At 62.0% G+C, this 23130-nt stretch carries 23 protein-coding genes; 22 read left to right on the top strand and 1 reads right to left on the bottom strand.

Going from position 1 to position 23130, the window contains the following annotated elements; translation table 11 throughout:
• Positions 1 to 49: 49 nt before the first annotated feature.
• The 3 genes from AC3RCG_RS20925 to AC3RCG_RS20915 all read left to right on the top strand — a co-directional run bounded on the left by AC3RCG_RS20925 (position 50) and on the right by AC3RCG_RS20915 (position 3393).
• The gene (locus AC3RCG_RS20925; RefSeq protein WP_492404661.1) at positions 50 to 1090 is read left to right on the top strand and encodes a cupin-like domain-containing protein; all 1041 of its coding nucleotides are present in this window, start codon (positions 50 to 52) and stop codon (positions 1088 to 1090) included.
• Positions 1091 to 1374: 284 nt separating this feature from the next.
• Positions 1375 to 2535, top strand: a complete 1161-nt coding sequence (gene cfa / locus AC3RCG_RS20920; RefSeq protein WP_099411656.1) for a cyclopropane fatty acyl phospholipid synthase — start codon at positions 1375 to 1377, stop codon at positions 2533 to 2535.
• A gap of 12 nt (positions 2536 to 2547) precedes the next feature.
• Complete coding sequence (locus tag AC3RCG_RS20915) at positions 2548 to 3393, top strand: LysR family transcriptional regulator (protein WP_492404659.1); 846 nt, start codon at positions 2548 to 2550, stop codon at positions 3391 to 3393.
• Between the two features lie 129 nt (positions 3394 to 3522).
• On the opposite strand, the gene AC3RCG_RS20910 is transcribed toward AC3RCG_RS20915, so the two are convergent.
• A complete protein-coding gene (locus AC3RCG_RS20910; RefSeq protein WP_034752039.1) occupies positions 3523 to 4209 on the bottom strand; it encodes a Bax inhibitor-1/YccA family protein in 687 nt (228 codons plus the stop codon).
• Positions 4210 to 4428: 219 nt separating this feature from the next.
• Here AC3RCG_RS20910 and ndk point away from each other — a divergent pair, with 219 nt between their 5' ends.
• From ndk to AC3RCG_RS20815, 19 genes are all read left to right on the top strand, one after another.
• Complete coding sequence (gene ndk, locus AC3RCG_RS20905) at positions 4429 to 4845, top strand: nucleoside-diphosphate kinase (protein WP_070223377.1); 417 nt, start codon at positions 4429 to 4431, stop codon at positions 4843 to 4845.
• A gap of 124 nt (positions 4846 to 4969) precedes the next feature.
• Positions 4970 to 6145: a dual-specificity RNA methyltransferase RlmN gene (gene rlmN / locus AC3RCG_RS20900; protein ID WP_034752035.1), complete on the top strand. Its 1176-nt coding sequence runs from the start codon at positions 4970 to 4972 to the stop codon at positions 6143 to 6145.
• Between the two features lie 11 nt (positions 6146 to 6156).
• Positions 6157 to 6933 (top strand): type IV pilus biogenesis/stability protein PilW, encoded by a 777-nt coding sequence (pilW, locus tag AC3RCG_RS20895; protein ID WP_492404656.1) that lies wholly within the window; start codon positions 6157 to 6159, stop codon positions 6931 to 6933.
• 67 nt (positions 6934 to 7000) lie between these two features.
• Positions 7001 to 7927, top strand: a complete 927-nt coding sequence (locus tag AC3RCG_RS20890; RefSeq protein WP_492404654.1) for a helix-turn-helix domain-containing protein — start codon at positions 7001 to 7003, stop codon at positions 7925 to 7927.
• 39 nt (positions 7928 to 7966) lie between these two features.
• Positions 7967 to 9229 (top strand): flavodoxin-dependent (E)-4-hydroxy-3-methylbut-2-enyl-diphosphate synthase, encoded by a 1263-nt coding sequence (gene ispG, locus AC3RCG_RS20885; RefSeq protein ID WP_070221911.1) that lies wholly within the window; start codon positions 7967 to 7969, stop codon positions 9227 to 9229.
• Positions 9230 to 9286: 57 nt separating this feature from the next.
• Positions 9287 to 10648: a histidine--tRNA ligase gene (hisS, locus tag AC3RCG_RS20880; protein ID WP_070221912.1), complete on the top strand. Its 1362-nt coding sequence runs from the start codon at positions 9287 to 9289 to the stop codon at positions 10646 to 10648.
• Positions 10649 to 10702: 54 nt separating this feature from the next.
• Positions 10703 to 11371, top strand: coding sequence for a YfgM family protein (locus AC3RCG_RS20875; RefSeq protein WP_070221913.1), 669 nt, complete (start codon positions 10703 to 10705; stop codon positions 11369 to 11371).
• An 88-nt stretch (positions 11372 to 11459) separates the two neighbouring features.
• On the top strand, positions 11460 to 12605 hold the full coding sequence (bamB, locus tag AC3RCG_RS20870; RefSeq protein ID WP_070221914.1) for an outer membrane protein assembly factor BamB: 1146 nt from the start codon (positions 11460 to 11462) through the stop codon (positions 12603 to 12605).
• A gap of 4 nt (positions 12606 to 12609) precedes the next feature.
• The gene (der, locus tag AC3RCG_RS20865; protein ID WP_070221915.1) at positions 12610 to 13956 is read left to right on the top strand and encodes a ribosome biogenesis GTPase Der; all 1347 of its coding nucleotides are present in this window, start codon (positions 12610 to 12612) and stop codon (positions 13954 to 13956) included.
• 242 nt (positions 13957 to 14198) lie between these two features.
• Complete coding sequence (gene hfq / locus AC3RCG_RS20860) at positions 14199 to 14435, top strand: RNA chaperone Hfq (protein WP_008450615.1); 237 nt, start codon at positions 14199 to 14201, stop codon at positions 14433 to 14435.
• Positions 14436 to 14549: 114 nt separating this feature from the next.
• The gene (hflX, locus tag AC3RCG_RS20855; RefSeq protein ID WP_046685708.1) at positions 14550 to 15773 is read left to right on the top strand and encodes a GTPase HflX; all 1224 of its coding nucleotides are present in this window, start codon (positions 14550 to 14552) and stop codon (positions 15771 to 15773) included.
• 2 nt (positions 15774 to 15775) lie between these two features.
• A complete protein-coding gene (gene hflK / locus AC3RCG_RS20850) occupies positions 15776 to 17068 on the top strand; it encodes an FtsH protease activity modulator HflK (RefSeq protein ID WP_070221916.1) in 1293 nt (430 codons plus the stop codon).
• Positions 17068 to 17955 (top strand): protease modulator HflC, encoded by an 888-nt coding sequence (hflC, locus tag AC3RCG_RS20845; protein WP_070221917.1) that lies wholly within the window; start codon positions 17068 to 17070, stop codon positions 17953 to 17955. The genes hflK and hflC overlap by 1 nt, the downstream gene beginning before the upstream one ends.
• A gap of 268 nt (positions 17956 to 18223) precedes the next feature.
• On the top strand, positions 18224 to 19384 hold the full coding sequence (locus AC3RCG_RS20840; protein ID WP_070221919.1) for an ATP phosphoribosyltransferase regulatory subunit: 1161 nt from the start codon (positions 18224 to 18226) through the stop codon (positions 19382 to 19384).
• Between the two features lie 3 nt (positions 19385 to 19387).
• On the top strand, positions 19388 to 20701 hold the full coding sequence (locus tag AC3RCG_RS20835; protein ID WP_034752021.1) for an adenylosuccinate synthase: 1314 nt from the start codon (positions 19388 to 19390) through the stop codon (positions 20699 to 20701).
• Between the two features lie 66 nt (positions 20702 to 20767).
• Positions 20768 to 21313 carry a phosphoribosyltransferase gene (locus AC3RCG_RS20830; protein WP_034752020.1) on the top strand — a complete coding sequence of 182 codons (546 nt, stop codon included), beginning with the start codon at positions 20768 to 20770 and terminating at the stop codon, positions 21311 to 21313.
• Between the two features lie 65 nt (positions 21314 to 21378).
• On the top strand, positions 21379 to 21888 hold the full coding sequence (locus AC3RCG_RS20825) for a GNAT family N-acetyltransferase (protein ID WP_492404647.1): 510 nt from the start codon (positions 21379 to 21381) through the stop codon (positions 21886 to 21888).
• Entirely contained in the window at positions 21885 to 22811 is a 927-nt protein-coding gene (locus AC3RCG_RS20820; RefSeq protein ID WP_492404645.1) for a WD40 repeat domain-containing protein, read from the top strand. Before AC3RCG_RS20825 ends, AC3RCG_RS20820 begins: the two co-directional genes overlap by 4 nt.
• Positions 22808 to 23113, top strand: a complete 306-nt coding sequence (locus tag AC3RCG_RS20815) for an NIPSNAP family protein (protein WP_492404643.1) — start codon at positions 22808 to 22810, stop codon at positions 23111 to 23113. Before AC3RCG_RS20820 ends, AC3RCG_RS20815 begins: the two co-directional genes overlap by 4 nt.
• The last annotated feature ends 17 nt before the right edge of the window (positions 23114 to 23130 follow it).

Raw genomic sequence — 23130 nt, 5'->3', positions numbered from 1 at the left:
GGCATTGCTGCCCGGCCGCTTGTTCATACAAAAAAAGAGGAGACGGGCGATGGCGGCGGTATCGGCATTCGGAGTCAAGCAGCAGGAACAGGAACAGGAGCTGAGCCGCGAGTGGCGCAGCTGGATCGCGGAAAACCTCATGCTGGGCAGCCACCCGTCGGCGCTGATGCCGGTGCTGCAAAAGGCCGGCATCACGGAAGCCCTGGCGCGCCGCGAAGTGGAGCTGGCGCTGCAGAGTCCCTACCTGGCCGGCGCCGTGCGCCTGTCGAACCGCCTGGCCAAGCGCGACTGGGTGATCGACATCCAGCGCAAGCTGAATCAGCTGCGCCCGCCCGAGATTCCGCGCCGCGACAAGCTCTCCGCGCAGGAATTCCTGGACGAATTCTATTCGACCAACCAGCCCGTCATCATCACGGGCATGATGGATGACTGGCCCGCCATGGCCAAGTGGACCCCGGCCTACTTCCGCGAACATTTCGGGCAGCGCGAAGTGGAAGTGCAGTTCGGCCGCGAAGCGGACGCCCAGTACGAAATGAACAGCGTGGCGCACAAGCGCAAGATGGCGTTCGGCGAGTACGCGAGCCTGGTCGAGGGCAGCGGCGCGACCAACGATTTCTATATGACGGCGAACAACGATTCGCAGAACCGGCAAGCCTTGCGCGAGCTGTGGGACGATATCGGCCAGCTGCCCGAGTACCTGGAGCAGAGTGGCGGTCGCACGGGCTTCCTGTGGTTCGGCCCGGCCGGCACGGTGACGCCGTTCCACCACGACCTGACGAACAACTTCATGGCGCAAGTCAAAGGGCGCAAGCGGCTGCGCATCATGGCCGCCTGCGAAGTGGCGCGCGTGTACAACCAGCGCCACTGTTTTACACCCGTCGACGGACGCGCCATCGACCTGCAGCGCTATCCGCTGATGACCGACGTGCAGGTGCGCGAATGCGTGCTGGCACCCGGCGAGATCCTGTTTTTGCCCGTCGGCTGCTGGCATTTCGTCGAAGCGCTCGACGTATCGATGACGGTGGCGTTTACCAACTTCAAATGGGATAACGATTTTTACAGCAAGTATCCGCCGAATCACGACTTTTGATTGGCATGCGGATTGCCGCGAACGCGCAGGGAACAGCCGCCGAACAGGCGGCTTTTTTCATTGTACGGTGTGCTTCTTGTATAAGATATTTCCACAAAATAATTGATTGAAATCATTTTGCAGCAATTATTTTGATATGAATCGCCATGATGTTTCATTATCCAGCTGGTGATGGCGGGCGGATAATTTGATGGCTGGCGCAGCGCCGGGCCTCTGAGTGGGCTTGCCGGTGCGCACCGGCACCGACAACCATCTGGAGGCGGCAGGGCATGAACACGCAGCAAATGACACAGTTACAGCAAGCACCGGCAAGTAGTACGGAACTCCAGCTCGACACGCGGCTGACCCGCGAAGCGGCCGAGCTGCTGGCCAGGGCCGATATCCACTTGAATGGCCGCGCGGCCTGGGACATGCAGCTGCGCAAACCGGGCGTGCCCGAGCGGGCTTTCGCCAGCGGCAACCTGGGCCTGGGCGAAGCGTACATGGATGGCGACTGGGATGCGCAGCAGCTCGACGAATTCTTTTGCCATCTGTTGCGCGCCAGGGTGGCCGACGATGTGCGCCCCATGCGCCTGGCCTTCCACGCGCTGTACGCGCGCCTGTTCAACCTGCAGACGGAGCGACGCGCGTGGATGGTGGGCAAGGAGCACTATGACCTGGGCAACGCCTTCTATGCGGCCATGCTCGATCCGCGCATGACCTATACCTGCGGCTACTGGAAGGACGCCGGCAACCTGGCCGAGGCGCAGGAAGCCAAGCTCGATTTGATCTGCCGCAAGCTGCGCCTGGAACCGGGCATGCGCGTGCTCGACATCGGCTGCGGCTGGGGCAGTTTCATGCGTTATGCGGCGGAAAAATACCAGGTGCAGTGCGTGGGCGTGACGATTTCGCAAGAGCAGGTCGCCTACGCGCGCGGCATGCCGGGCGGCGAGCACCTGGACTTCCGCCTGCAGGATTACCGTGACACCGATGAAAAATTCGACCGCATCGTCAGCATCGGCATGTTCGAGCACGTGGGGCACAAGAATCACCGCACCTTCATGGAAGTGGTGCACCGCTGCCTGGAAGACGACGGCCTGTTCCTGCTGCACACGATCGGCAAGAACAAGCGCGATTCCGCATGCGATCCGTGGATCGACAAATATATCTTCCCGAATGGCGACTTGCCGTCCATCGGCCAGATCGGCGACGCCATTGATGATTTATTTATCGCCGAGGACTTGCACAACTTCGGCGCCGACTACGACAAGACCCTGATGGCCTGGCATGCGAACTTTGAGCAGGCCTGGCCGCAGTTTGCGGCCCAGCTGGGTGAGCGCTTCCACCGCATGTGGTCATACTACCTGCTGTCCTGCGCGGGCGCCTTCCGCGCGCGCGACCTGCAGCTGTGGCAATGGGTCTTGTCGAAGCAGGGCGTGCTCGGTGGCTATGATCGCGTCAGCTGATATCATGGCTTGATGGACATCAATCAAGCGCGTACCTTCCTCGAAGTGGCTTCCTGCGGCAGCTTCATCATGGCGGCCGAGCGCATGCACGTGACGCAGACGGCCGTCAGCGCCCGCATCCGCACCCTGGAGCAGCAGCTGGGGCGCCAGCTGTTCGTGCGCAACAAGGCGGGCGCGCGCCTGACCTCGGCCGGCGAGCGCTTCATGCGCCATGCGGCCACCATGGTGCAGGTGTGGGAGCGGGCGCGCCACCAGGTGGCCCTGCCGCCGGGGCGCGACGACGCCGTCAGCATAGGCTGCGAACTGAGCCTGTGGCAGCCGCTGCTCGGCGACTGGCTGATACGCATGAGCCGCGATTGTCCCGAAATCGCCTTGCGCGCCGAGGTCGACAGTCCCGCGCGCCTGCTCGACGCCGTGCACGACGGCTCGCTGGACCTCGCCGTGCTGTACAACCCGCCGCAGCGCCCGGGTCTGGCCAGCGAATTGCTGGCCGAGGAAAAGCTGGTGATGGTGACCACGCGCGCCGACGGGCAGATGCAGGCCGATACCTATGTGTACGTCGACTGGGGACCCAGCTTCGCGGCCAACCACCAGGCGGCGTATCCTGAACTGAGCAGCCCGCCCGTGTCGATCTCGCTGGGCCCGCTGGCCCTCGTGTACCTGCTGGAAGTGGGCGGCGCCAGCTACTTTCGTATCGGCAGCGCGCAGCCGTATCTCGATGGGGGCTTGCTGTACCGCGTGCGCGACGCGCCCGAATTCTCGCATTCCGCCTACGCCGTGTATGCGGCCCAGCGCGACAACCCGACCCTGGACCGCGCCCGCGCCTGCCTGCTGGAGGTGGCGGAGAAGATCAAGTAATTTGAACGGACGTAAAAAAGCCGACCCGCGGGTCGGCTTTTGTTTTCATGCTCTGGCGCATAAGCGCAGCGCATAAAACGTTCAGGGCAAAGCACTGCAACGCCGCCCTGGGCGTTTTTGCGTTAGCGCTTAGTCGCGGCTGCCGCCAGCGAAGCCCAGAAGGGAGAGCAGGCTGGTGAAGATGTTGTACACGTCCAGGTAGATGCGCAGGGTGGCCGAGATATAGTTGGTCTCGCCGCCGTTGATGATTTGCTGCACGTCATACAGGATGTAGGCCGAGAAGATGGCGATGGCGACCATGGAGATCACGATCGACAGTGCCGACAGGCCCAGGAAGATGTTCGCCACCGATGCGAGGATCAGCACGATCACGCCGGCAAACAGCCATTTGCCCATGGCCGAGAAATCGCGCTTCGACACAGTGGCGATCGTCGCCATCACGGCCAGGATGGTGGCCGTGCCGCCGAATGCCGTCATGATCAGCATGCCGCCGTTCGAGTAGCCGAGCGTGCGCGTCAGGATAGGCGTGAGCATCAGGCCCATGAAGAAGGTAAAGCCCAGCAGGACGGCGACGCCGAGGCCCGAGTTCTTGGTTTTCTCGATTGCGTACATGAAGCCGAATGCGACGGCCATGAAGATGATGAAGCCCATGCCGCCAGTCAGCATCGGCAAATGCATCTGCACGCCGATGAAGGCGCCCAGCACGGTCGGTATCATGGACAGTGCCAGCAGCCAGTAAGTGTTGCGCAAGACCTGGTGGCGGACTTGCTGCATGCCCCCCGACAGGTCAAAGGTGCGTTGCATGTTCTGATTCATAGTGCCTCCGTGTTGTCAATTCAAATTACTGCTTTACCCAAGGATAGCATGGGGGCCGGAATTTGCCAAAAAAGCAGCTTAAGATTTCATTAAACAGGGACAGGGCGGCAAGATGCCCCTGCCCGTCTGGGTGATATGGGGTGGAGTATGGTAAAATCAAAGGTTGATTGAGTTATCAATTTACCGTTTTAAACCTTACTTTTATTGGAGTTTTCACACATGGCAATCGAACGCACCCTGTCGATCATCAAACCAGACGCAGTTGCAAAAAACGTAATCGGTCAAATCTACACCCGTTTTGAAAACGCTGGCCTGAAAATCGTTGCAGCACGCATGACCCAACTGTCGCGCGAACAAGCTGAAGGCTTCTACGCAGCGCACAAAGAGCGCGGCTTCTTCAAGGATCTGGTCGACTTCATGGTTTCCGGTCCAGTCATGATCCAGGCCCTGGAAGGCGAAAACGCCGTTCTGGCCCACCGTGACCTGATGGGCGCGACCGATCCGAAGAAAGCAGAAAAAGGCACGATCCGCGCCGATTTCGCCGATTCGATCGACGCTAACGCCGTACACGGTTCCGACGCTGTCGAAGCTGCTAAAGTGGAAATCGCTTACTTCTTCCCAGAACTGAAGGCTTAATTGCCTTAGATAACGTTATTTCCTGGCGTTATCTGTGAAATAACTTATCACCCCCTGTTCCCGCTGCGCTGTGGTGCTTTGCCCCTGATGCGCGCGGGGACGGATTTTTAGAATAGACAAGATCATGAATACGACGACCCTCACCAACTTGCTGGACCTCGATCCCGCGCAACTCATCGCTTACTGCGCCGAGTTGGGAGAGAAACCGTTTCGTGCGAAACAATTGCAACGTTGGATACACCAGTTCGGCGCTTCCGACTTCGACGCCATGACGGACCTGGCCAAGTCGCTGCGCGACAAGCTGGCTACGCGCGCCGAAGTGCGCGCCCCTGCCATCATCAGCGACCACACGTCGACGGATGGCACGCGCAAGTGGCTGGTCGACGTGGGCAATGGCAATGCCGTGGAAACCGTGTTCATCCCGGAAGAAAACCGCGGCACCCTGTGCATCTCGACCCAGGCCGGCTGCGCCGTGAACTGCCGTTTCTGCTCGACGGGCAAGCAAGGCTTTAACCGCAACCTGAGCGTCGGCGAAATCATCGGCCAGCTGTGGATGGCGGAGTTCGAATTGCGCCGCACCAAGGGCATCGAACCGGGCCCGAAAGGCGAGCGCCAGATCACCAACGTGGTGATGATGGGCATGGGCGAGCCCCTGCTGAACTTTGAGCCGACCGTCACGGCCCTGAAATTGATGCTCGACGATAACGCCTACGGCCTGTCGCGCCGCCGCGTGACCCTGTCGACGTCGGGCGTGGTGCCGATGATGGACAAGCTGTCGCAGGAAGTGCCGGTGGCCCTGGCCGTCTCGCTGCACGCCTCGAACGACGCCTTGCGCGACGGGCTGATTCCCCTGAACAAGAAATACCCGCTGAAGGAATTGATGGCGGCCTGCAAGCGCTATCTGGAATTCGCCCCGCGCGATTTCATCACCTTCGAATACTGCATGCTGGACGGCGTCAATGACAGCGACGAGCACGCGCGCGAACTGCTGGCGCTGGTGCAAGACCGCGAGTTCGGCGTGAACTGCAAGTTCAACCTGATTCCGTTCAACCCGTTCCCCGAGTCGGGCCTGTTCCGCTCGAAAAACCCGCGCATCAAGGCGTTTGCCCAGGTGCTGATGGATGGCGGCATCATCACCACCGTGCGCAAGACGCGCGGCGATGATATCGATGCGGCCTGCGGCCAGCTGGCCGGCGAAGTCAAGGACCGCACCCGGGTGCAGGAACGCATGGAAAAGATGACTGAGTATCAACAGAAATTTGGCGCCAATTTCGGCAAGATCGTGGAGATCCGCTCCTGATGAGGGAAGGCATGGCTTACCAACGCTCGCTTGCTATGGCCGCTGTTTGCCTGGCTGTGCTGCTGGTCGGCTGTGCTTCCACCGCAGACAAGGAGCAAGCTGCATCTGTCGAGCAGCGCGCCGCCTTGCGCTTGCAGCTGGCCAGCGCCTATTATATGCAGGATCAGTTTGTGGTGGCGTTGGCCGAAGCAGAGCAGGCGGTGCAGCTGGTGCCGGACAATGTCCAGGCGCGCGGCATGCGGGCCCTGATTCTTGCTGCCCTGCGCCAACCTGGGGCTGCTGAAAAAGATTTTCTTTACGCATTGCGCCTCGCGCCCCACAATCCCGAGTTGAGCAATAATTATGGCCAGTTTCTGTGCCAGACCGGGCGCGCGGCGCAGTCGCTGGCGTATTTTGATGCCGCATTGCAAGATGCCGCCTATGGCACGCCTGAACTGGCGCTGCATAATGCGGCGGCGTGCAGCCTGGTCATGAAAGATTACCCGCGCGCCGCTGACTACTGGCTCAAGGCGGAGCGCATCGCACCTGGCGCGGCAATCACGTATGCCGGCCTGGTGCGCGTGTATTACCAACAGCAAGACTACCGGCAAGCGGCTCATTACCTTGAGCGGCTCGGTAAAGTAGCGACAATGGAGAGCCAGACGGCCGATGTGCTGTGGCTCGGGATCAAGGTGCAGCATAAGCTCGGGGATGCGGGTGCGGAAGCTGGCCTGGGGGCGCATTTGCGCAACCACCATTCCGGCTCCCCCGAATATGCTGCTTATCAAAATGGGGCGTTTGATGAGTGAGACAGGGATACCAATGAATTCAGAGTGGGCAGAAACGCCTCAGCAGCAGCCCCAGGGCAATCTTGCGTTGGCAGGCGCACAGTTGAAGGCGCAGCGCGAAGCGCTGGGCTGGCCCGTGGAGCAGGTGGCCGACCAGCTCAAGCTGGCGCCGCGCCAGGTGATCGCGCTGGAAGAGGGCGACATGGCGGCCTTGCCTAACGTGGCCGTGGTGCGCGGTTTCGTGCGCGCCTACGCCAAGGTGGTGCGTCTCGACGCGGCGCCGCTGGTGGCCATGATCGAAGTCCATCCGGCGCCGGCGAAAGACCCGGCCGCGCCCGCGCGGCGCGAGATTTCCGCCACGTTCTCGGAATCGCGTTTCCCGTCGATGACGCAGCGTTCGTCGAACCAGACGCCAATCTGGATCGCCGGCGCCGTGGCCGTCGTCGTGGCGGCCGCCTTTGGCGCCTATAAACTCGGCTACGTGCCGGCCAGCCTGCTGTCCGCGCAGGCCGGGAAGGAAACCGCGCATGCGGAAGTGGGCCCGGTGGAAACGACCCTGATCAAGCCGGGCCAGGACTTGACGCCCGTGCAGACGCCGTCCGTGCCCCTGATTTCCGTGCCGCCGCCGCCAGGCAACGATACGCAGACGGGCGCACCTGCCGCTGCCGCCGCTTCGGCGCCGGCCGCCGCCGTGCCGCCAGCCGCCGTGCCAGCTCCGGCGACAGCGGCGACGGCTGCCGTCACGCCGCCCGCCGCTGCCGCTGCCCCTGCCGTGGGCGCGAATGCGCTGGTGCTGAAGGTGGAGCAGGATTCCTGGGTCGAGATCCGCCGTCCCGGCGCTTCTCCGCTGATTTCGCGCATGGTCAAGGCGGGCAGCACGGAAACGTTCGATATCACGGGTCCGGCCACTCTGGTGGTGGGCAAGCCGGGTGTTGTGCAGGCAACCTTGCGCGGCGCCAAGCTGGAGCTGCCGACCGTGGCCGGCGGCACGATCTCGCGTGTCAGCATCAAATAATTGCAGTAATCGTTCAAGCAAACTCAGAAGATAATATTTATGGCTACCTCGAAAACAGCGATCGGCTCCGGTCCTTCCGGCCGCCGCGACAGCCGCAAGGTGCTGATCGCGCACGGCCAGCGCCAGATCTGGGTGGGCGGCGACGCCCCCGTGGTGGTGCAGTCGATGACGAATACGGATACGGCCGACGCCATCGGCACGGCGATCCAGATCAAGGAACTGGCGCGTGCCGGTTCGGAACTGGTGCGCCTGACGGTGGACCGTCCCGAAGCGGCTGCGGCCGTGCCCTACATCCGCGAGCAGCTCGACAAGATGGACATCGACGTGCCGCTGGTGGGCGATTTCCACTATAACGGCCATACCCTGCTTAACGACTACCCCGATTGCGCGCGCGCGCTGTCGAAGTACCGCATCAATCCGGGCAATGTGGGCAAGGGCGCCAAGCGCGACACGCAATTCGCGCAAATGATTGAAGCGGCGTGCAAGTATGACAAGCCGGTGCGCATCGGCGTGAACTGGGGCAGCCTGGATCAAGCCTTGCTGGCGCGCATCATGGATGAAAACGCGGGCCGCGCCGAACCGTGGCCGGCGCAAGCCGTGATGTATGAAGCGCTGGTGACGTCGGCGATTGAAAACGCCGTGCGCGCCGAAGAACTGGGCCTGGGCCGCGACAAGATCATTCTGTCGTGCAAAGTCTCGGGCGTGCAGGATTTGATCGCCGTGTACCGCGAACTGGCGCAGCGCTGCGACTATCCGCTGCACCTGGGCCTGACGGAAGCGGGCATGGGCAGCAAGGGCATCGTCGCCTCGACAGCGGCGCTGGCCGTGCTGCTGCAAGAGGGCATCGGCGACACCATCCGCATTTCGCTCACGCCGGAACCGGGCGGCGACCGCACGCGCGAAGTGATCGTCGGCCAGGAAATTTTGCAAACCATGGGCTTGCGCAAGTTCGCGCCCATGGTGATCGCCTGTCCCGGCTGCGGGCGCACGACGTCGACCACCTTCCAGGAGCTGGCCGACAACATCCAGACGTATCTGCGCGAGCAGATGCCGGAGTGGAAGAAATCGTATCCGGGCGTGGAAGCGATGAACGTGGCCGTCATGGGCTGCATCGTCAACGGTCCCGGCGAATCGAAGCATGCGAACATCGGCATCAGCCTGCCCGGCACGGGCGAGTCGCCAGCCGCCCCCGTGTTTGTCGACGGCGAAAAAGTCGTCACCCTGCGCGGCGAACGCATCGTCGAGGAATTCCAGGACATCGTCCTCAATTATGTTAAAAGCCATTACGGCGCAGCAGCGTAGGTCGGATTAGCGCTACGCGCGTAATCCGACAATCAAGTTAAAGCAAAGAAGAACACTATGTCCGAAAATAAAAAGCTCGATAAAATCACCGCCGTCAAAGGCATGAACGATATCCTGCCCGCCGACGCCCCGCTGTGGGAATTGTTTGAAAACACGGCTCAGTCCGTTCTGCAAAGCTACGGTTTCCAGCAGATCCGCACGCCGATCGTGGAAGAGACGAAATTGTTCGCGCGCGCCATCGGCGCCGTGACCGATATCGTGGAAAAGGAAATGTATTCGTTCACCGATTCGATGAACGGCGACAACCTGACCCTGCGCCCGGAAGGCACGGCCGGCGTGGTGCGCGCCGTCGTCGAGCACAACCTCGTCTACGAAGGTCCGAAACGCCTGTGGTACAAGGGCCAGATGTTCCGTCACGAGCGTCCGCAGAAAGGCCGCTACCGCCAGTTCCACCAGTTCGGCGTGGAAGCCATCGGTTTCACGGGTCCGGATATCGACGCCGAGATCATCATGCTGTCGCGCCGCCTGTGGGACGACCTGGGCCTGGAAGGCATCCGCCTGGAACTGAACTCGATCGGCGACGCGGCCGAGCGCCTGCGCCACCGCGCCGACCTGATCGCCTACCTGGAAAGCCACAGCGAGCTGCTCGACGAAGAAGCCAAGCGCCGCCTGCACAGCAATCCGCTGCGCATCCTCGACACCAAGAACCCTGCCATGCAGGACCTGGTCAATGGCGCGCCGAAGCTGCTCGATTACCTGGGCGAGGAATCGCTGGCCCATTTCCACGGCGTGCAGAAGATCTTGAACCACAACAATATCCCGTTCACCATCAACCCACGCCTGGTGCGCGGCCTCGATTACTACAATCGCACGGTGTTCGAGTGGGTCAGCGACAAGCTGGGCGCGCAAGGCACGGTCTGCGCCGGCGGCCGCTATGACGGCATGGTGGAAATGTTTGGCGGCAAATCGACGCCCGCCGTCGGTTTCGGCATGGGCGTCGAACGCCTGGTGCTGCTGATGAAGGATGCGGCCGAGCCGGAAGCGCCGGCCCAGTGCGACGTCTACCTGGTGCACCAGGGCGAGCAGGCAGGCTTGCAAGCGTTCGTGCTGGCCGAGCGGATTCGCGATGCGGGCCTGGACGTTGTGCTACATTGCGCAGCGAGCAACGGCGGCGGCAGCTTCAAGACGCAAATGAAAAAGGCCGATGCCAGCGGCGCGGCGTTTGCCGTGATCCTGGGCGATGATGAAATCGCCAACAATGTCGCGACGGTGAAAGCCATGCGCGAAGCCGATGCGGGCGCGCAGCAGAGCACGGTGCCGTTCGACGATGTCGTCGATTACGTGGTGGACCAGATCATCGGCGACCACGATTGCGGCCACGACCACGGTCCTGGCGGCCACGTGCATCACCACCATTAATTTGCAGCAAGACCGTACTACCCTCGATCAACTACTCATTCAAACTGACGACCCATGGCATACGATCACGAAGAACAAGAACAACTGGCAACCCTCAAGGCCTGGTGGCAGCGCAATGGCAATCTGACCTCCTGGGTCCTGATCGTGGCGCTGGCCGGCTACAGCGGCTGGGCTGGCTGGCAGTACTACCAGCGCACGCAGGCCGCGCAAGCGGGCCAGCTGTACGACGAACTGCAAAACGCCATCGCCGCCAAGGACACGGCCAAGGTGATGCGCGCGACCAGCGACATGCAGTCGCGTTTCAGCGGTACGGCATATGCACAGATGAGCGCCCTGGCCGCGGCCAAGGTGGCGTTCGACGCGAACGACCTGAAAACGGCCAAGACCCAGCTGCAATGGGTGGCCGAGCACGGTACGGAAGAGTACAAGGCCATCGCCAAGCTGCGTCTGGCCGGCGTCCTGCTGGACGAAAAAGCCTACGATGAAGCGCTGAAGGTGCTGGCGACGGCCACCGTGGCGCAATTTGCCGGTGCCGTGGCCGACCGCAAGGGCGACATCCTGGTGGCGCAAAACAAGCTGGCCGATGCCCGCACGGCCTACCTGGCCGCGATAGCCGCGACGGACAAGAACAATCCAGGCCGTCAACTGATCCAGGTCAAACTGGAAGCGATCGGCGGCACGGTACCGGAAGACAAGGCCAAGGCTGACAAGGCCGCCGCCTGACAGGAACACTGATGGTGGTGCGGCCGCGCAGCGTTGTGCGCCGCCTGCCTTGCCCTTACAAGTACAAGAAAAAGGTTGGATAACACTTATGCGTGTCACTGAAAAGCTGGTAGCTGCAAGTCTGTTGGCCCTGATGGCCGGTTGCTCGTCCTGGAACCCGTTCGCCTCGAAAGATCCGAAAGTCGAGCCGGCCAAGCTGGTCGAGTTAAAATCGAGCATTGCCGTGCGCGACGCCTGGAAGTATTCGATCGGCAAGGCCGGCGTGTACGCGTTGACGCCTGCGCTGGCCGGCAGCAGCCTGTACGTGGTCAGCGCCGATGGCGCGCTGGCGCGCCTGGATGCGGCCAGCGGCCGTGAAACGTGGCGCATCAAGGCCGGCAGCGACATCACCTCGGGTGCCGGCAGCGATGGTGCCGTCGTCGCCGTCGGCGCCGCCAAGGGCGCCGTGCTGGCGTTTGACGCCGATGGCAAGCAGCTGTGGAAGGCGCAGGCGTCCAGCGAAGTATTGACGGCGCCCGTCGTGGGGCAGGGCGTGGTCGTGGTGCGCAGCGTGGACAACCGCATCGTCGGCTTCGACGCCAAGACGGGCGAGCGCAAATGGACGGTGCAGCGCGCCACGCCGGCATTGACCTTGCGCAATGCGCCGGGCATGGTGCTGGGCGGCGCGAACATCTACGTGGCCCAGCCGGGCGGCAAGCTGCTGGCACTGACGGCGGCGACCGGTGTGGTACGCTGGGAGATCGTCGTCAGCGAACCGCGCGGTGCCACCGAACTGGAGCGCGTCTCCGACATCGCCGGCACGCCGGTGGTGTTCGAAGGCGAAGTGTGCGCCGTCACGTATCAGGGCAAGGCGGGCTGCTTCGACGCCGCCACGGGCGTGCCGCGCTGGACCAAGCCGATCTCGTCCGATGTGGGCGTGGCCGTCGACCAGCGTTTCGTGTTTGTTGCCGATGACCAGGGCGCCGTGGTGGCGTTCAGCCGCGAAGCCGGCCAGAGCGCCTGGAAGAATGAGGCGCTGGCGCGCCGCCGCCTGTCGACGCCGGCCTCCTACGGCCGCAGCGTCGCCGTCGGCGACTATCAAGGTTATATCCACTTCCTGTCACGGGAAGATGGCGCATTAATAGGTCGTGTCAGCACCGACGGTAGCCCGATTGTTTCGGCTCCCGTTGTTGCCGGTTCGAATTTGATTTTTCAAACCCAATCAGGGACAGTGACCGCTCTCGCGGTCGAGTAATACAATGAAGCCGGTAATTGCACTAGTAGGTCGACCCAATGTTGGGAAATCGACTTTATTCAATCGTCTGACCCGCTCGCGCGATGCGCTGGTGGCGGATTTGCCTGGGTTGACGCGCGATCGTCACTATGGCGAAGGCCGTGTCGGCGAACGTCCCTTCCTCGTCATCGATACGGGTGGTTTTGAACCCGTCGCCAAGGAAGGCATCATGCACCAGATGGCACTGCAGACCAAGCAGGCCGTGGCCGAGGCCGACGTGGTGGTGTTCATCGTGGACGGCCGTCAGGGCCTGACCCCGCATGACAAGACCATCGTCGACTTCCTGCGCAAGAGCGGTCGCCCGGTCTTGCTGGTGGTTAACAAAAGCGAAGGCATGCGCTACACGGCCGTCGTGTCCGAATTCTATGAATTGGGCATGGGCGATCCGTATGCGATCTCGTCGGCGCACGGTGACGGCGTCAACGACCTCGTCGAAGTGATGCTGGACCTGGCGTTCGCGCAGCGTCCGGATGAGCCTGAAGAGCTGGAAAAGACCGACCGCGGCATCAAGATCGCCCTCGTCGGCCGTCCGAACGTGGGCAAGTCGACCTTGATCAACACCCTGCTGGGCGAAGAGCGCGTGATCGCCTTCGACATGCCGGGCACGACGCGCGATTCGATCGAAATCCCGTTCGAACGCGATGGCCAGCAATACACCCTGATCGACACGGCCGGTATCCGCCGCCGCGGCAAGGTGTTTGAAGCGATCGAGAAATTCTCGGTGGTGAAAACGCTGCAGTCGATTTCCGAAGCCAACGTGGTCGTGCTGATGCTCGACGCGCAGCAGGATATTTCGGAGCAGGACGCGCATATCGCCGGCTTTATCCTGGAATCGGGCCGCGCACTGGTCGTGGCCGTGAATAAATGGGATGGCTTGCAATCGCACCAGCGCGATGAAATCAAGATCGATATCGACCGCAAGCTCGATTTCCTGTCGTTCGCGCAGATGCATTTCATTTCGGCGCTGAAGGGCACCAACATCGGTCCACTGATGAAGTCGCTCAACGCCGCGTATGCGGCCGCCATGTGCGACCTGTCGACGCCGAAGCTGACGCGCGCCCTGATCGAAGCCGTGGAGAAGCAGGAACCGCGCCGCAAGGGTTCGATCCGTCCGAAGCTGCGCTACGCCCACCAGGGCGGCATGAACCCGCCTGTGATCGTTATTCACGGCAATGCGCTCGACGCCGTTGGCGATCCCTACAAGCGTTATCTGGAAAAACATTTCCGCGATACGTTTGCCCTGGTCGGCACGCCGCTGCGCATCGAATTGCGTACGGGTAAAAACCCGTTTGCACGCACGCCAAGCAAGTAATGAGTTAACAGCTGGATTAAGTGCATATTAAGGCGCCGCGGAGATAATGCGGCGCCGACAGCCAATTAAATGGTTATTTGCACGGAAATAATAAAGTGTTAATGCGCCATGCGCGACAGCGATCGCGAAAACAGGTTACAGTAGCTATGACGCATCTTTCTTTCTTTGAAAGGTGTGAGAGCACTTGAAATCAAGCGAGTCGCCTCCAATTCTTACACAACAACATAAACAACGGAGCTGTTATGAGCAACAAAGGGCAACTGTTACAAGACCCATTCCTCAATGCATTACGCAAAGAGCATGTTCCTGTCTCGATCTACCTGGTCAATGGCATTAAATTGCAGGGCCATATCGAATCGTTCGATCAATATGTCGTATTGCTGCGCAATACGGTGACACAGATGGTGTACAAGCATGCCATCTCGACAGTGGTGCCGGCCCGTGCCGTCAATCTCAATATTGAATCTGAAGCGGAGTAAAGCGTTGAGCTTGACGGCCCAGCGCCTTTCACCCTCCATCGCCCCCGTCCGCGCCAGCGGCGCTGATGCGTTTGCATCGGCGTCGGCGTTCGCCGCAACTCATCAGATGCCATCATGCGCGCGGCACTAGTCGGGGTTGACTTCGGTCACAGCGACTTCGCCGCCAGCATGGAGGAACTCATGCTGTTGTCGCGTTCGGCTGGCGCGGACCCGATTTCCACCATCACGGCCAAGCGTTCCAGTCCCGATTCCGCGTATTTCGTCGGCAGCGGCAAGGCCGATGAAATTGGCGACGTCGTCGTCAACGATGGCCTGGAAATCGTCATCTTCAATCACGCCCTCTCGCCCGCCCAGCAGCGCAATCTGGAAAAGCGCCTGAATGTGCGCGTGCTCGACCGCACCAGCCTGATCCTCGACATCTTCGCGCAGCGCGCCAAGAGTCACGAGGGCAAGCTGCAAGTCGAGCTGGCCCAGCTGCAGCATCTGGCCACGCGCCTGATCCGCGGCTGGACTCACCTGGAACGGCAAAAGGGCGGTATCGGCTTGCGCGGTCCCGGCGAGACGCAGCTCGAGACCGACCGCCGGCTGATCGGCGACCGTGTCAAGGCCCTGCGCGCGCGCCTGGAAAAACTGCACAAGCAGCGCGAAACGCAGCGCCGCGCGCGCGGCCGCAATCACACATTCTCGGTGTCCCTCGTCGGTTATACCAATGCCGGCAAGTCGACCCTGTTCAATGCCGTGACCAAGGCCGGCGTGTATGTCGCTGACCAGTTGTTCGCCACCCTCGACACCACCTCGCGCCGGGTTTACCTGGGCCAGGAAGTGGGTAACGTGGTGATCTCCGACACGGTCGGCTTCGTGCGCGAATTGCCGCACCAGCTGGTGGCCGCCTTCCGCGCCACGCTCGAAGAAACCATCCATGCCGATCTGCTGCTGCATGTCGTCGACGCCGCGTCGCCGGTGCGCATGGAGCAGATCGAGCAGGTCAACCTGGTCTTGAAAGAGATCGGCGCCGATCATATTCCGCAAATCCTCGTGTGGAACAAGATCGATGCTGCCGGGCTGGAGCCTTCGGTGGAGCGCGATGAATATGCTACGATCAGTCGCGTGTTCGTCAGTGCGCAGAAGGGCAGCGGGCTCGACCTGCTGCGCGATGCGATCGTCGAGATGGCCAGGAAGGCGCCCCGTTCTGCCCACCTGTATCAGAACGACGAAGCACCGCAGGAAGATCAGTTTGACGGTCAGTACGACCAGCACGATGGCGCCGCCCCGGACCAGGACGAAGAGCCTGGCGAGGACGATAGGATTTCCACCCACTCCCAAGTCGGAACACGATAGTTATGCTTGTCTCCCTACTCAAAAAAACAGGCTTGAAGTTGTCCCTGAACGATCCCCGCTGGGGCAATCGCAAGGACGACGGCAAGAAAGCCCAAGAAGGCAAAAAGCCCGGCGAAGGTCCGCCGGACCTCGATCAGTTGTGGCGCGATTTCAATCAGCGCCTGAACGCCTTTTTCGGACAGAAAAACCGTCCCGACAACGGCGGCAATAACAACGGTGGCGGCGGTGGCCCGCGCCCCGACATGAAGGGCGCCGGCATCACCGCCGGCGTCGTTGGCGTGATTGCCGTCTTCATCTGGCTCGCCAGCGGCGCCTTCATCGTGCAAGAGGGCCAGAGCGGCGTGGTGCTGACGTTTGGCCAATACACGCGCACGGCGCCGGCCGGTCTCAACTGGCGCTGGCCGTACCCGTTCCAGACCGATGAAACCGTCAACGTGTCGCAGGTGCGCACGGTGGAAGTGGGGTATCGCACCTCGCTGCGCAACAAGCAGGCCAGCGAGTCGCTGATGCTGACGGATGATGAAAACATCATCGACATCCAGTTCGCGGTGCAGTACACCCTGAAAGATCCCGTGGAATGGCTGTTCAGCCTGCGCGACCAGGAAGACACCTTGCGCCAGGTCGCCGAGACGGCGATCCGCGAAGTGGTCGGCCGCAGCAAGATGGACTTCGTGCTGTATGAAGGCCGCGAAAAAGTGGCTTTTGATACGCAGAAATTGATGCAGCAGATTCTTGAAGATTACAAGGCTGGCGTGTTGATTAACAACGTGACGATGCAGGCCGTGCAGCCGCCGGAGCAGGTGCAAGCCGCCTTCGACGATGCCGTCAAGGCAGGCCAGGACCGTGAACGCCAGAAGAATGAAGGCCAGGCCTACGCCAATGACGTCATTCCGAAAGCCCGCGGCGCAGCATTCCGCCTGGTGCAGGAAGCAGAGGCCTACCGGGCCATGGTGACCGAGAACTCCGAAGGTAACGCGTCGCGCTTCAAGCAGGTGCTGGTCGAGTACCAGAAGGCGCCGGCTGTCACGCGCGACCGCATGTATCTGGAAACGATGCAGCAAGTGTTCAGCAGTGCCAGCAAGGTCATGGTTGACGCCAAGACGGGCAGCAATCTGCTGTATCTGCCGCTCGACAAGTTGATCGCCCAGACGGCTGCCACCGATGCTGCCGCTGCTGCCGCCCGTGCTGCCGCGACACCCGCAGCCAACACCGTTTTGCCACAGGAAGCCATGCCGACAGTAGAAGTCAATCAGCGCCGTGACAGCCGCTCTTCGCGTGAACGGGAGAGCCGCTAATGAACCGTATCGTTGCCGCCCTGATCGCGGGCTTTATCGCGATCATGCTTTTGTCCTCGACCGTGTTCGTCGTCGATCAGCGTAAATACGCCATCGTCTTCGCCCTCGGTGAAGTCAAGGACGAGATCAGCAAGCCAGGCTTGTACTTCAAGCTGCCGCCGCCGTTCCAGAACGTCATCTACCTGGACAAGCGTATCCTGACGCTCGATACGCCGGAACCGGAACGCTTCATCACGGCCGAGAAGAAGAATATCCTCGTCGACGCGTATGTGAAGTGGCGCATCGTCAATCCAAAGACCTATTTCCGCAGCTTCGGCGGCGATGAAAGCCGTGCGCGCAACCGCATGTCGCAAATCGTCAAGGCGGCGCTGAACGATGAAATCACCAAGCGCACGGTGCGCGAAGTGATCTCGGGCGAGCGTGGCAAGGTGATGCAGGCGATCAAGGCCAAGGTGGCGGCCGAGGCCGAGGCCATCGGCGTAGGCATCGTCGACGTGCGCCTGAAGCGCGTCGATTACGTCGAGCAGATCAACAACTCCGTGTACGAGCGCATGAAGTCCGAGCGCGTGCGCGTGGCCAATGAACTGCGTTCCACCGGTTCGGCCGACTCCGAGAAGATCCGCGCCGACGCCGACAAGCAGCGCACGGTGATCCTGGCCGAAGCGTATCGCGAAGCCGAGAAGATCCGCGGCGAGGGCGATGCCAAGGCGTCGCAGGTGTATGCGGAAGCGTTTGGCAAGAATCCGGAGTTCTACAAGTTTTACCGCAGCCTGGAAGCCTACCGCGCCACCTTCAAGGATAAGGGCGACGTGATGGTGGTCGATCCGAGTTCGGAATTCTTCAAGTACTTCAAGGGTAACGGCACGGCCGCTCCGTCCAAGAAGTAAGACAGCATCGCACTGCCCCGGCCGCAAGGACGGGGGCGGCAGCAGCGGGGCCGGCATCGATGCCGGCCCCGTTTTTTTGTGCCCGTCTAGTTGTTGCGGGAAGGCGTAAAATGCGGTGTTTTTAGGGCCGTGCGGCAGCGTTTCGGACAACTTATCCCTAAAGGCCCGTGTTTTCGCGTAAAATATCAGGTTCGGCCTCTTGCCTGGCGCGCCCGCCGCTGCCTCGCTTGATGCATTTTTTCAACTTTCTTCCGTATCTCGCTCCCTCATGCCGAATTGGCTTTTGCCCGAAAATATTGCCGATGTTCTGCCGTCGGAAGCGCGCAAGATCGAAGAGCTGCGCCGCCTCATGCTGGATAATTTCCGTCTGTACGGATATGAACTGGTCATGCCGCCGCTGCTCGAGTATCTGGAATCGCTGATGACCGGCGCTGGCAAGGATACCGACCTGCGCACGTTCAAACTGGTCGACCAGCTGTCGGGCCGCATGCTCGGCCTGCGCGCCGACATGACGACGCAAGTGGCGCGCATCGACGCCCACCTGCTCAACCGTGCCACCGTCACCCGCCTGTGCTACGCCGGCAGCGTGCTGCATACCCGTCCGTCGGGCCTGCACGCCACCCGCGAACCGCTGCAGATCGGCGCCGAAATCTATGGCCACGCCGGCCTGGAAGCGGATGCCGAGATCCAGGAACTGGCGCTCGCTTCGCTGGCACTGGCCGGTTTCGACAGCGTGCGCCTGGATCTGTCGCACGTCGGCCTGTTGCGCGCTATCATTGCGCAAGACGCCGCCGCCGGGCGCGACGAAGCTGCGCTGTACGCCTTGCTGCGCGCGAAAGATGCGCCGGGCCTGCGTGCCCTGACTGCCGGTTACGACGCCGTCACGCGCGATGCGCTGCTGGCCTTGCCGAACCTGTACGGCGACATCGATGTGCTGGCGCGTGCGCGCGAAGTGCTGCCGCCGCTGCCGGGCGTGCTCAAGGCGCTGGCCGAACTGGCCGCGCTGGCAGGATCGGCCCTGGGCCGCGCCGAAGTGGCGATCGACCTGGCCGACCTGCGCGGCTACCAATATGAAAGCGGCGCGATGTTTGCGCTGTATGTACCAGGCTTGCCGAACGCGGTTGCGCGCGGCGGCCGTTATGACCACGTCGGCGAAGCGTTCGGCCGGGCACGTCCCGCGACCGGCTTCTCGCTCGATTTGCGCGAACTGGCGCGCCTGTTGCCGACCGCGGAACGGAAGCATTCGATCCGCGCGCCGTGGGGCAGCGCGCCAGAATTGAAGGAAAAAATCGCCGAGTTGCGCAAGGCGGGCGAGGTCGTGATCCAGAGTATGCCGGGTCACAGTAATGAACAAGACGAGTTCGAGTGCGATCGCGTGCTGGTACTTGCCGATAATGGTAGTAGCTGGATTCTTAAAAACTTAGGTTGAGTGATGTCAAAGAAAATTATGGCAAAGAACGTTGTTGTCATCGGCACCCAATGGGGCGATGAAGGTAAAGGCAAGATCGTCGATTGGTTGACCGATCACGCCCAAGGCGTGGTGCGCTTCCAGGGCGGCCACAATGCAGGCCACACGCTGGTCATCGGCGGCGTCAAAACCGCACTGCAGCTGATCCCGTCGGGCATCATGCGTCCAGGCGTCGCCTGCTACATCGGTAACGGCGTGGTCGTTTCCGTGCCGGACGTGCTGCGCGAAATCGACAAGCTCGAAGCGGTCGGCGTCGAAGTTGCCTCGCGCCTGAAAGTGTCGGACGCGGCGCCCGTGATCCTGCCTTACCACACCGCGATCGACCTGGCGCGTGAAGCCAAGCGTGGCGATGCGAAGATCGGCACCACCGGCAAGGGCATCGGCCCGGCCTACGAAGACAAAGTGGCGCGCCGCGCGATCCGTATCGCCGACCTGCTCAACGAGAAGCGCTTTGCCGAAAAGCTGGCCGAAAACCTCGATTACCACAACTTCGTGCTGGAAAACTACCTGAAGGCGCCGAAAGTCGACTATCAGAAGACCCTCGACGACGCGCTGGCCTATGTGCCGCGTCTGCGTCCGATGGTCACCGACGTGTCGAGCGCGCTGTACAAGGCGCACAAGGCCGGCGCGAATCTGCTGTTCGAAGGCGCGCAGGGTTCCCTGCTCGACGTCGACCACGGCACCTATCCGTTCGTCACCTCGTCGAACTGCGTGGCCGGCAATGCCGCCGCCGGTTCGGGCGTCGGTCCTGGCATGCTGCACTACATCATGGGCATCACCAAGGCTTACACGACGCGCGTCGGCTCCGGCCCGTTCCCGTCGGAACTGCCAACGGATGCAGGCGTTGGCCACCATCTGGCGCAAGTCGGCCATGAATTCGGCACCGTGACGGGCCGTGCCCGCCGCTGCGGCTGGTTCGACGCCGCCTTGCTGCGCCGCTCCGTGCAGATCAACGGCGTGACGGGCATGTGCCTGACCAAGCTGGACGTGCTCGACGGTATCGAAACGCTGAAACTGTGCACCGGCTACACCATCGACGGCGTGGCCACGGACATCTTCCCATCGGGCGCTGAAGAAGCCGCCCGTTGCGTGCCCGTGTACGAAGAGATGCCGGGCTGGACGGAAAGCACGGTCGGCGCGAAATCGCTGGCGGCCCTGCCTGCCACGGCGCGCGCCTACATCAAGCGCATCGAAGAACTGGTCGGCGTACCGGTGGACATGGTTTCGACCGGTCCGGATCGTGAAGAAACGATCGTGCTGCGCCACCCATTCGAGTAAGCTGCTGGACACAATCCGCCGCAAGGCGGATTTTTTTAATCACGCTAATAATAAGATTTCACTATCATGACTACCCCACAATCGAACGATCAACATCTCTGGGTCAACTGGGAAGAGTACCACCGCCTGATCGAGCGCCTGGCGCTCAAGGTCTACGAATCGGGCTGGAAATTCGACCAGGTATTGTGCCTGGCGCGCGGCGGCGTGCGTCCTGGCGACGTGTTCTCGCGCATCTTTGATTTGCCGCTGGCCATCCTGTCGACCAGCTCCTACCGCGAAGACGCGGGCACGGTGCGCGGCGACCTCGATATCGCCAAGTACATGACCATGACCAAGGGCCCGCTGGCCGGCCGCATCCTGCTGGTCGACGACCTGGCCGATTCCGGCGTCACGCTGGACAAGGTCACGCGTCACCTGAAGGAAAACTTCCCTGACGTGACCGAAGTCAAATCGGCCGTGATCTGGCTCAAGGGCTGCTCCGTCGTGCGCCCTGACTACTTCCTCGACGAACTGCCGCACAATCCGTGGATCCATCAGCCGTTCGAAGACTACGACGGCCTGCGTCCGCACCAGCTGGCGGCGTGGATCAAGAAGGGCGAAGCAGGCAAGTAATTGCGTGCGCGCTTGCAAAAAAAAGACGATCGTGTATCGTCTTTTTTTTCGTCCAAGGAAATGCGATGACCATACTGACGACGGCGCGGCTGCGCCTGGAACCGATCGACGAGAGCCACTACGAGCGCATGCGCACGCTCAACACCGATCCCGAGGTGATGACTTACCTGAACGCGGGCCAGCCCGAGACGGAAGAAAATACGCGCGCGGCCATCGCGCGCACCATGGGCCGCTGGGTCGAATGGGGTTATTCGTGGTGGGCGCTGATACGCCTCGATGACGGTGAACTGGTGGGCATGGCCTGCCTGCAGCACCTCTCCGGCGACAGGGCCAATCCCCTTGAAATCGGCTGGCGCCTGGCGCGTACGGGCTGGGGGCAGGGCTATGCCAGCGAGGCGGCGGCCGCCATCGTCGCGCATGCGTTCGACGTCGTCGGCGCACCGGAAGTGGTGGCCGTGGCCCATCCCGACAACGCCGCCTCGATCAAGGTCATGACGCGCCTGGGCATGCAATATGTGGGCATGGAACGCCATTACGATATCGACAGCGTCGTCTACCGCCTGGCGCGCCCATGACGGCAGCGCGCAAGCCCCTGAAGCTGGGCTGCAGCTACGGCGTGCGGTTCTCGCCCGATGGCGCGCGCCTGGCCGTGCTGGGGCGCGACCTGGTCCTGTGGGACGTGGCGGCACGCCAGAAACTGTGGCGCGGCAAATTCATCGCGCACATGTCGGGCATGGCCTTCTCGCCCGATGGCAGCCGGCTGGCCATCAAGAGCACGACGGGCCAGCTGGCCGTGGTGGATGCCCAGGCGGGACAACTGCTGCTCAATTTCCAGAACAGGAAGGATGGCGAAGGCTGCGGCCCCGCGTGGTCGCCGTGCGGGCAGTATCTTGCCGACGGCGCCTGGGATGGCCGCCTGCGGCTACGCGACGCGCAGACGGGCGAGGTGCGCTTCATGCAGGAGCACCCGGGCGAGATGCTGCGCGGTGTCCACGTTATCGACGGCGGGCGGCGTTTGCTGGTCCTGCACGGCGTCAAATCGGTGGGCGAGGGGCAGGTGCAGCCGCCCGACTACTGCAGCGTATGGGACTGGCCCCTGCGGGCGGGCGGCGGGCGCAAGGTGCTGTCGCTGCCAGGACTGAAGTCGTGCGCGCCATCGCCCGACGGAGCGTCCCTGGCTGTGCTGCATCACGCGGGCGGCGAGGAGTTCCTGTCGGTGTATGCGCTGGCCGATGGCCGCCGGCTGGCCACGGTGCCGGTGGAGGCGGGCGGCGGCACGGGCGACGCCCTGCGCTGGCTGCCCGACGGCAGCGCGCTGGGACGCATCGGCAAGGGCAAGCTGCTGTTGTATGGCTGGCCGGGTCTCGACGTGCTGACACAACACGCTTTGATGTATCCCTGCGCGCTGGACTTTTTGCCCGGCTCGCCATTGTCCGCCATCGGCTCCTGGGAATCCGGCATGCTGATGGAGTTGAACATACACAAGGAAACCGCATGATTACCTGTTATTTGCGCTACATCATCGACCCGTACAAATTGCGGGAATTCGAAGCCTACGGCAAGCTATGGATACCGCTGGTCGAGCGCTTCGGCGGCCAGCATCACGGCTACTTTTTGCCGTCGGAAGGCGCGAGCAACGTGGCCCTGGCCATGTTCTCGTTTCCCAGCCTGGCCTTGTACGAGCAGTACCGCAGCGATTCGATGCTGGACGCCGAATGCCAAGCCGCCTTCCGCTATGCCGAGGAGACGCGCTGCATCGTCAGCTACGAGCGCAGTTTTTTCCGCCCCGTGTTTGCCTGAACAGGTTTACTGAACAA

The organism is Janthinobacterium sp. GW823-FHT01H08 (assembly GCF_058797855.1).
Note: the sequence above shows the minus strand (reverse complement) of the source record. Positions and strands in the feature narration are given on the sequence as shown.

Bases quoted from the DNA above. Each gene is read 5' to 3' on its own strand.
- AC3RCG_RS20925 (WP_492404661.1), top strand. From the start codon at position 50: ATGGCGGCGGTATCGGCATTCGGAGTCAAGCAGCAGGAACAGGAACAG.
- cfa (WP_099411656.1), top strand. From the start codon at position 1,375: ATGACACAGTTACAGCAAGCACCGGCAAGTAGTACGGAACTCCAGCTC.
- AC3RCG_RS20915 (WP_492404659.1), top strand. From the start codon at position 2,548: ATGGACATCAATCAAGCGCGTACCTTCCTCGAAGTGGCTTCCTGCGGC.
- AC3RCG_RS20910 (WP_034752039.1), bottom strand. From the start codon at position 4,209: ATGAATCAGAACATGCAACGCACCTTTGACCTGTCGGGGGGCATGCAG.
- ndk (WP_070223377.1), top strand. From the start codon at position 4,429: ATGGCAATCGAACGCACCCTGTCGATCATCAAACCAGACGCAGTTGCA.
- rlmN (WP_034752035.1), top strand. From the start codon at position 4,970: ATGAATACGACGACCCTCACCAACTTGCTGGACCTCGATCCCGCGCAA.
- pilW (WP_492404656.1), top strand. From the start codon at position 6,157: ATGGCTTACCAACGCTCGCTTGCTATGGCCGCTGTTTGCCTGGCTGTG.
- ispG (WP_070221911.1), top strand. From the start codon at position 7,967: ATGGCTACCTCGAAAACAGCGATCGGCTCCGGTCCTTCCGGCCGCCGC.
- hisS (WP_070221912.1), top strand. From the start codon at position 9,287: ATGTCCGAAAATAAAAAGCTCGATAAAATCACCGCCGTCAAAGGCATG.
- AC3RCG_RS20875 (WP_070221913.1), top strand. From the start codon at position 10,703: ATGGCATACGATCACGAAGAACAAGAACAACTGGCAACCCTCAAGGCC.
- bamB (WP_070221914.1), top strand. From the start codon at position 11,460: ATGCGTGTCACTGAAAAGCTGGTAGCTGCAAGTCTGTTGGCCCTGATG.
- der (WP_070221915.1), top strand. From the start codon at position 12,610: ATGAAGCCGGTAATTGCACTAGTAGGTCGACCCAATGTTGGGAAATCG.
- hfq (WP_008450615.1), top strand. From the start codon at position 14,199: ATGAGCAACAAAGGGCAACTGTTACAAGACCCATTCCTCAATGCATTA.
- hflX (WP_046685708.1), top strand. From the start codon at position 14,550: ATGCGCGCGGCACTAGTCGGGGTTGACTTCGGTCACAGCGACTTCGCC.
- hflK (WP_070221916.1), top strand. From the start codon at position 15,776: ATGCTTGTCTCCCTACTCAAAAAAACAGGCTTGAAGTTGTCCCTGAAC.
- hflC (WP_070221917.1), top strand. From the start codon at position 17,068: ATGAACCGTATCGTTGCCGCCCTGATCGCGGGCTTTATCGCGATCATG.
- AC3RCG_RS20840 (WP_070221919.1), top strand. From the start codon at position 18,224: ATGCCGAATTGGCTTTTGCCCGAAAATATTGCCGATGTTCTGCCGTCG.
- AC3RCG_RS20835 (WP_034752021.1), top strand. From the start codon at position 19,388: ATGTCAAAGAAAATTATGGCAAAGAACGTTGTTGTCATCGGCACCCAA.
- AC3RCG_RS20830 (WP_034752020.1), top strand. From the start codon at position 20,768: ATGACTACCCCACAATCGAACGATCAACATCTCTGGGTCAACTGGGAA.
- AC3RCG_RS20825 (WP_492404647.1), top strand. From the start codon at position 21,379: ATGACCATACTGACGACGGCGCGGCTGCGCCTGGAACCGATCGACGAG.
- AC3RCG_RS20820 (WP_492404645.1), top strand. From the start codon at position 21,885: ATGACGGCAGCGCGCAAGCCCCTGAAGCTGGGCTGCAGCTACGGCGTG.
- AC3RCG_RS20815 (WP_492404643.1), top strand. From the start codon at position 22,808: ATGATTACCTGTTATTTGCGCTACATCATCGACCCGTACAAATTGCGG.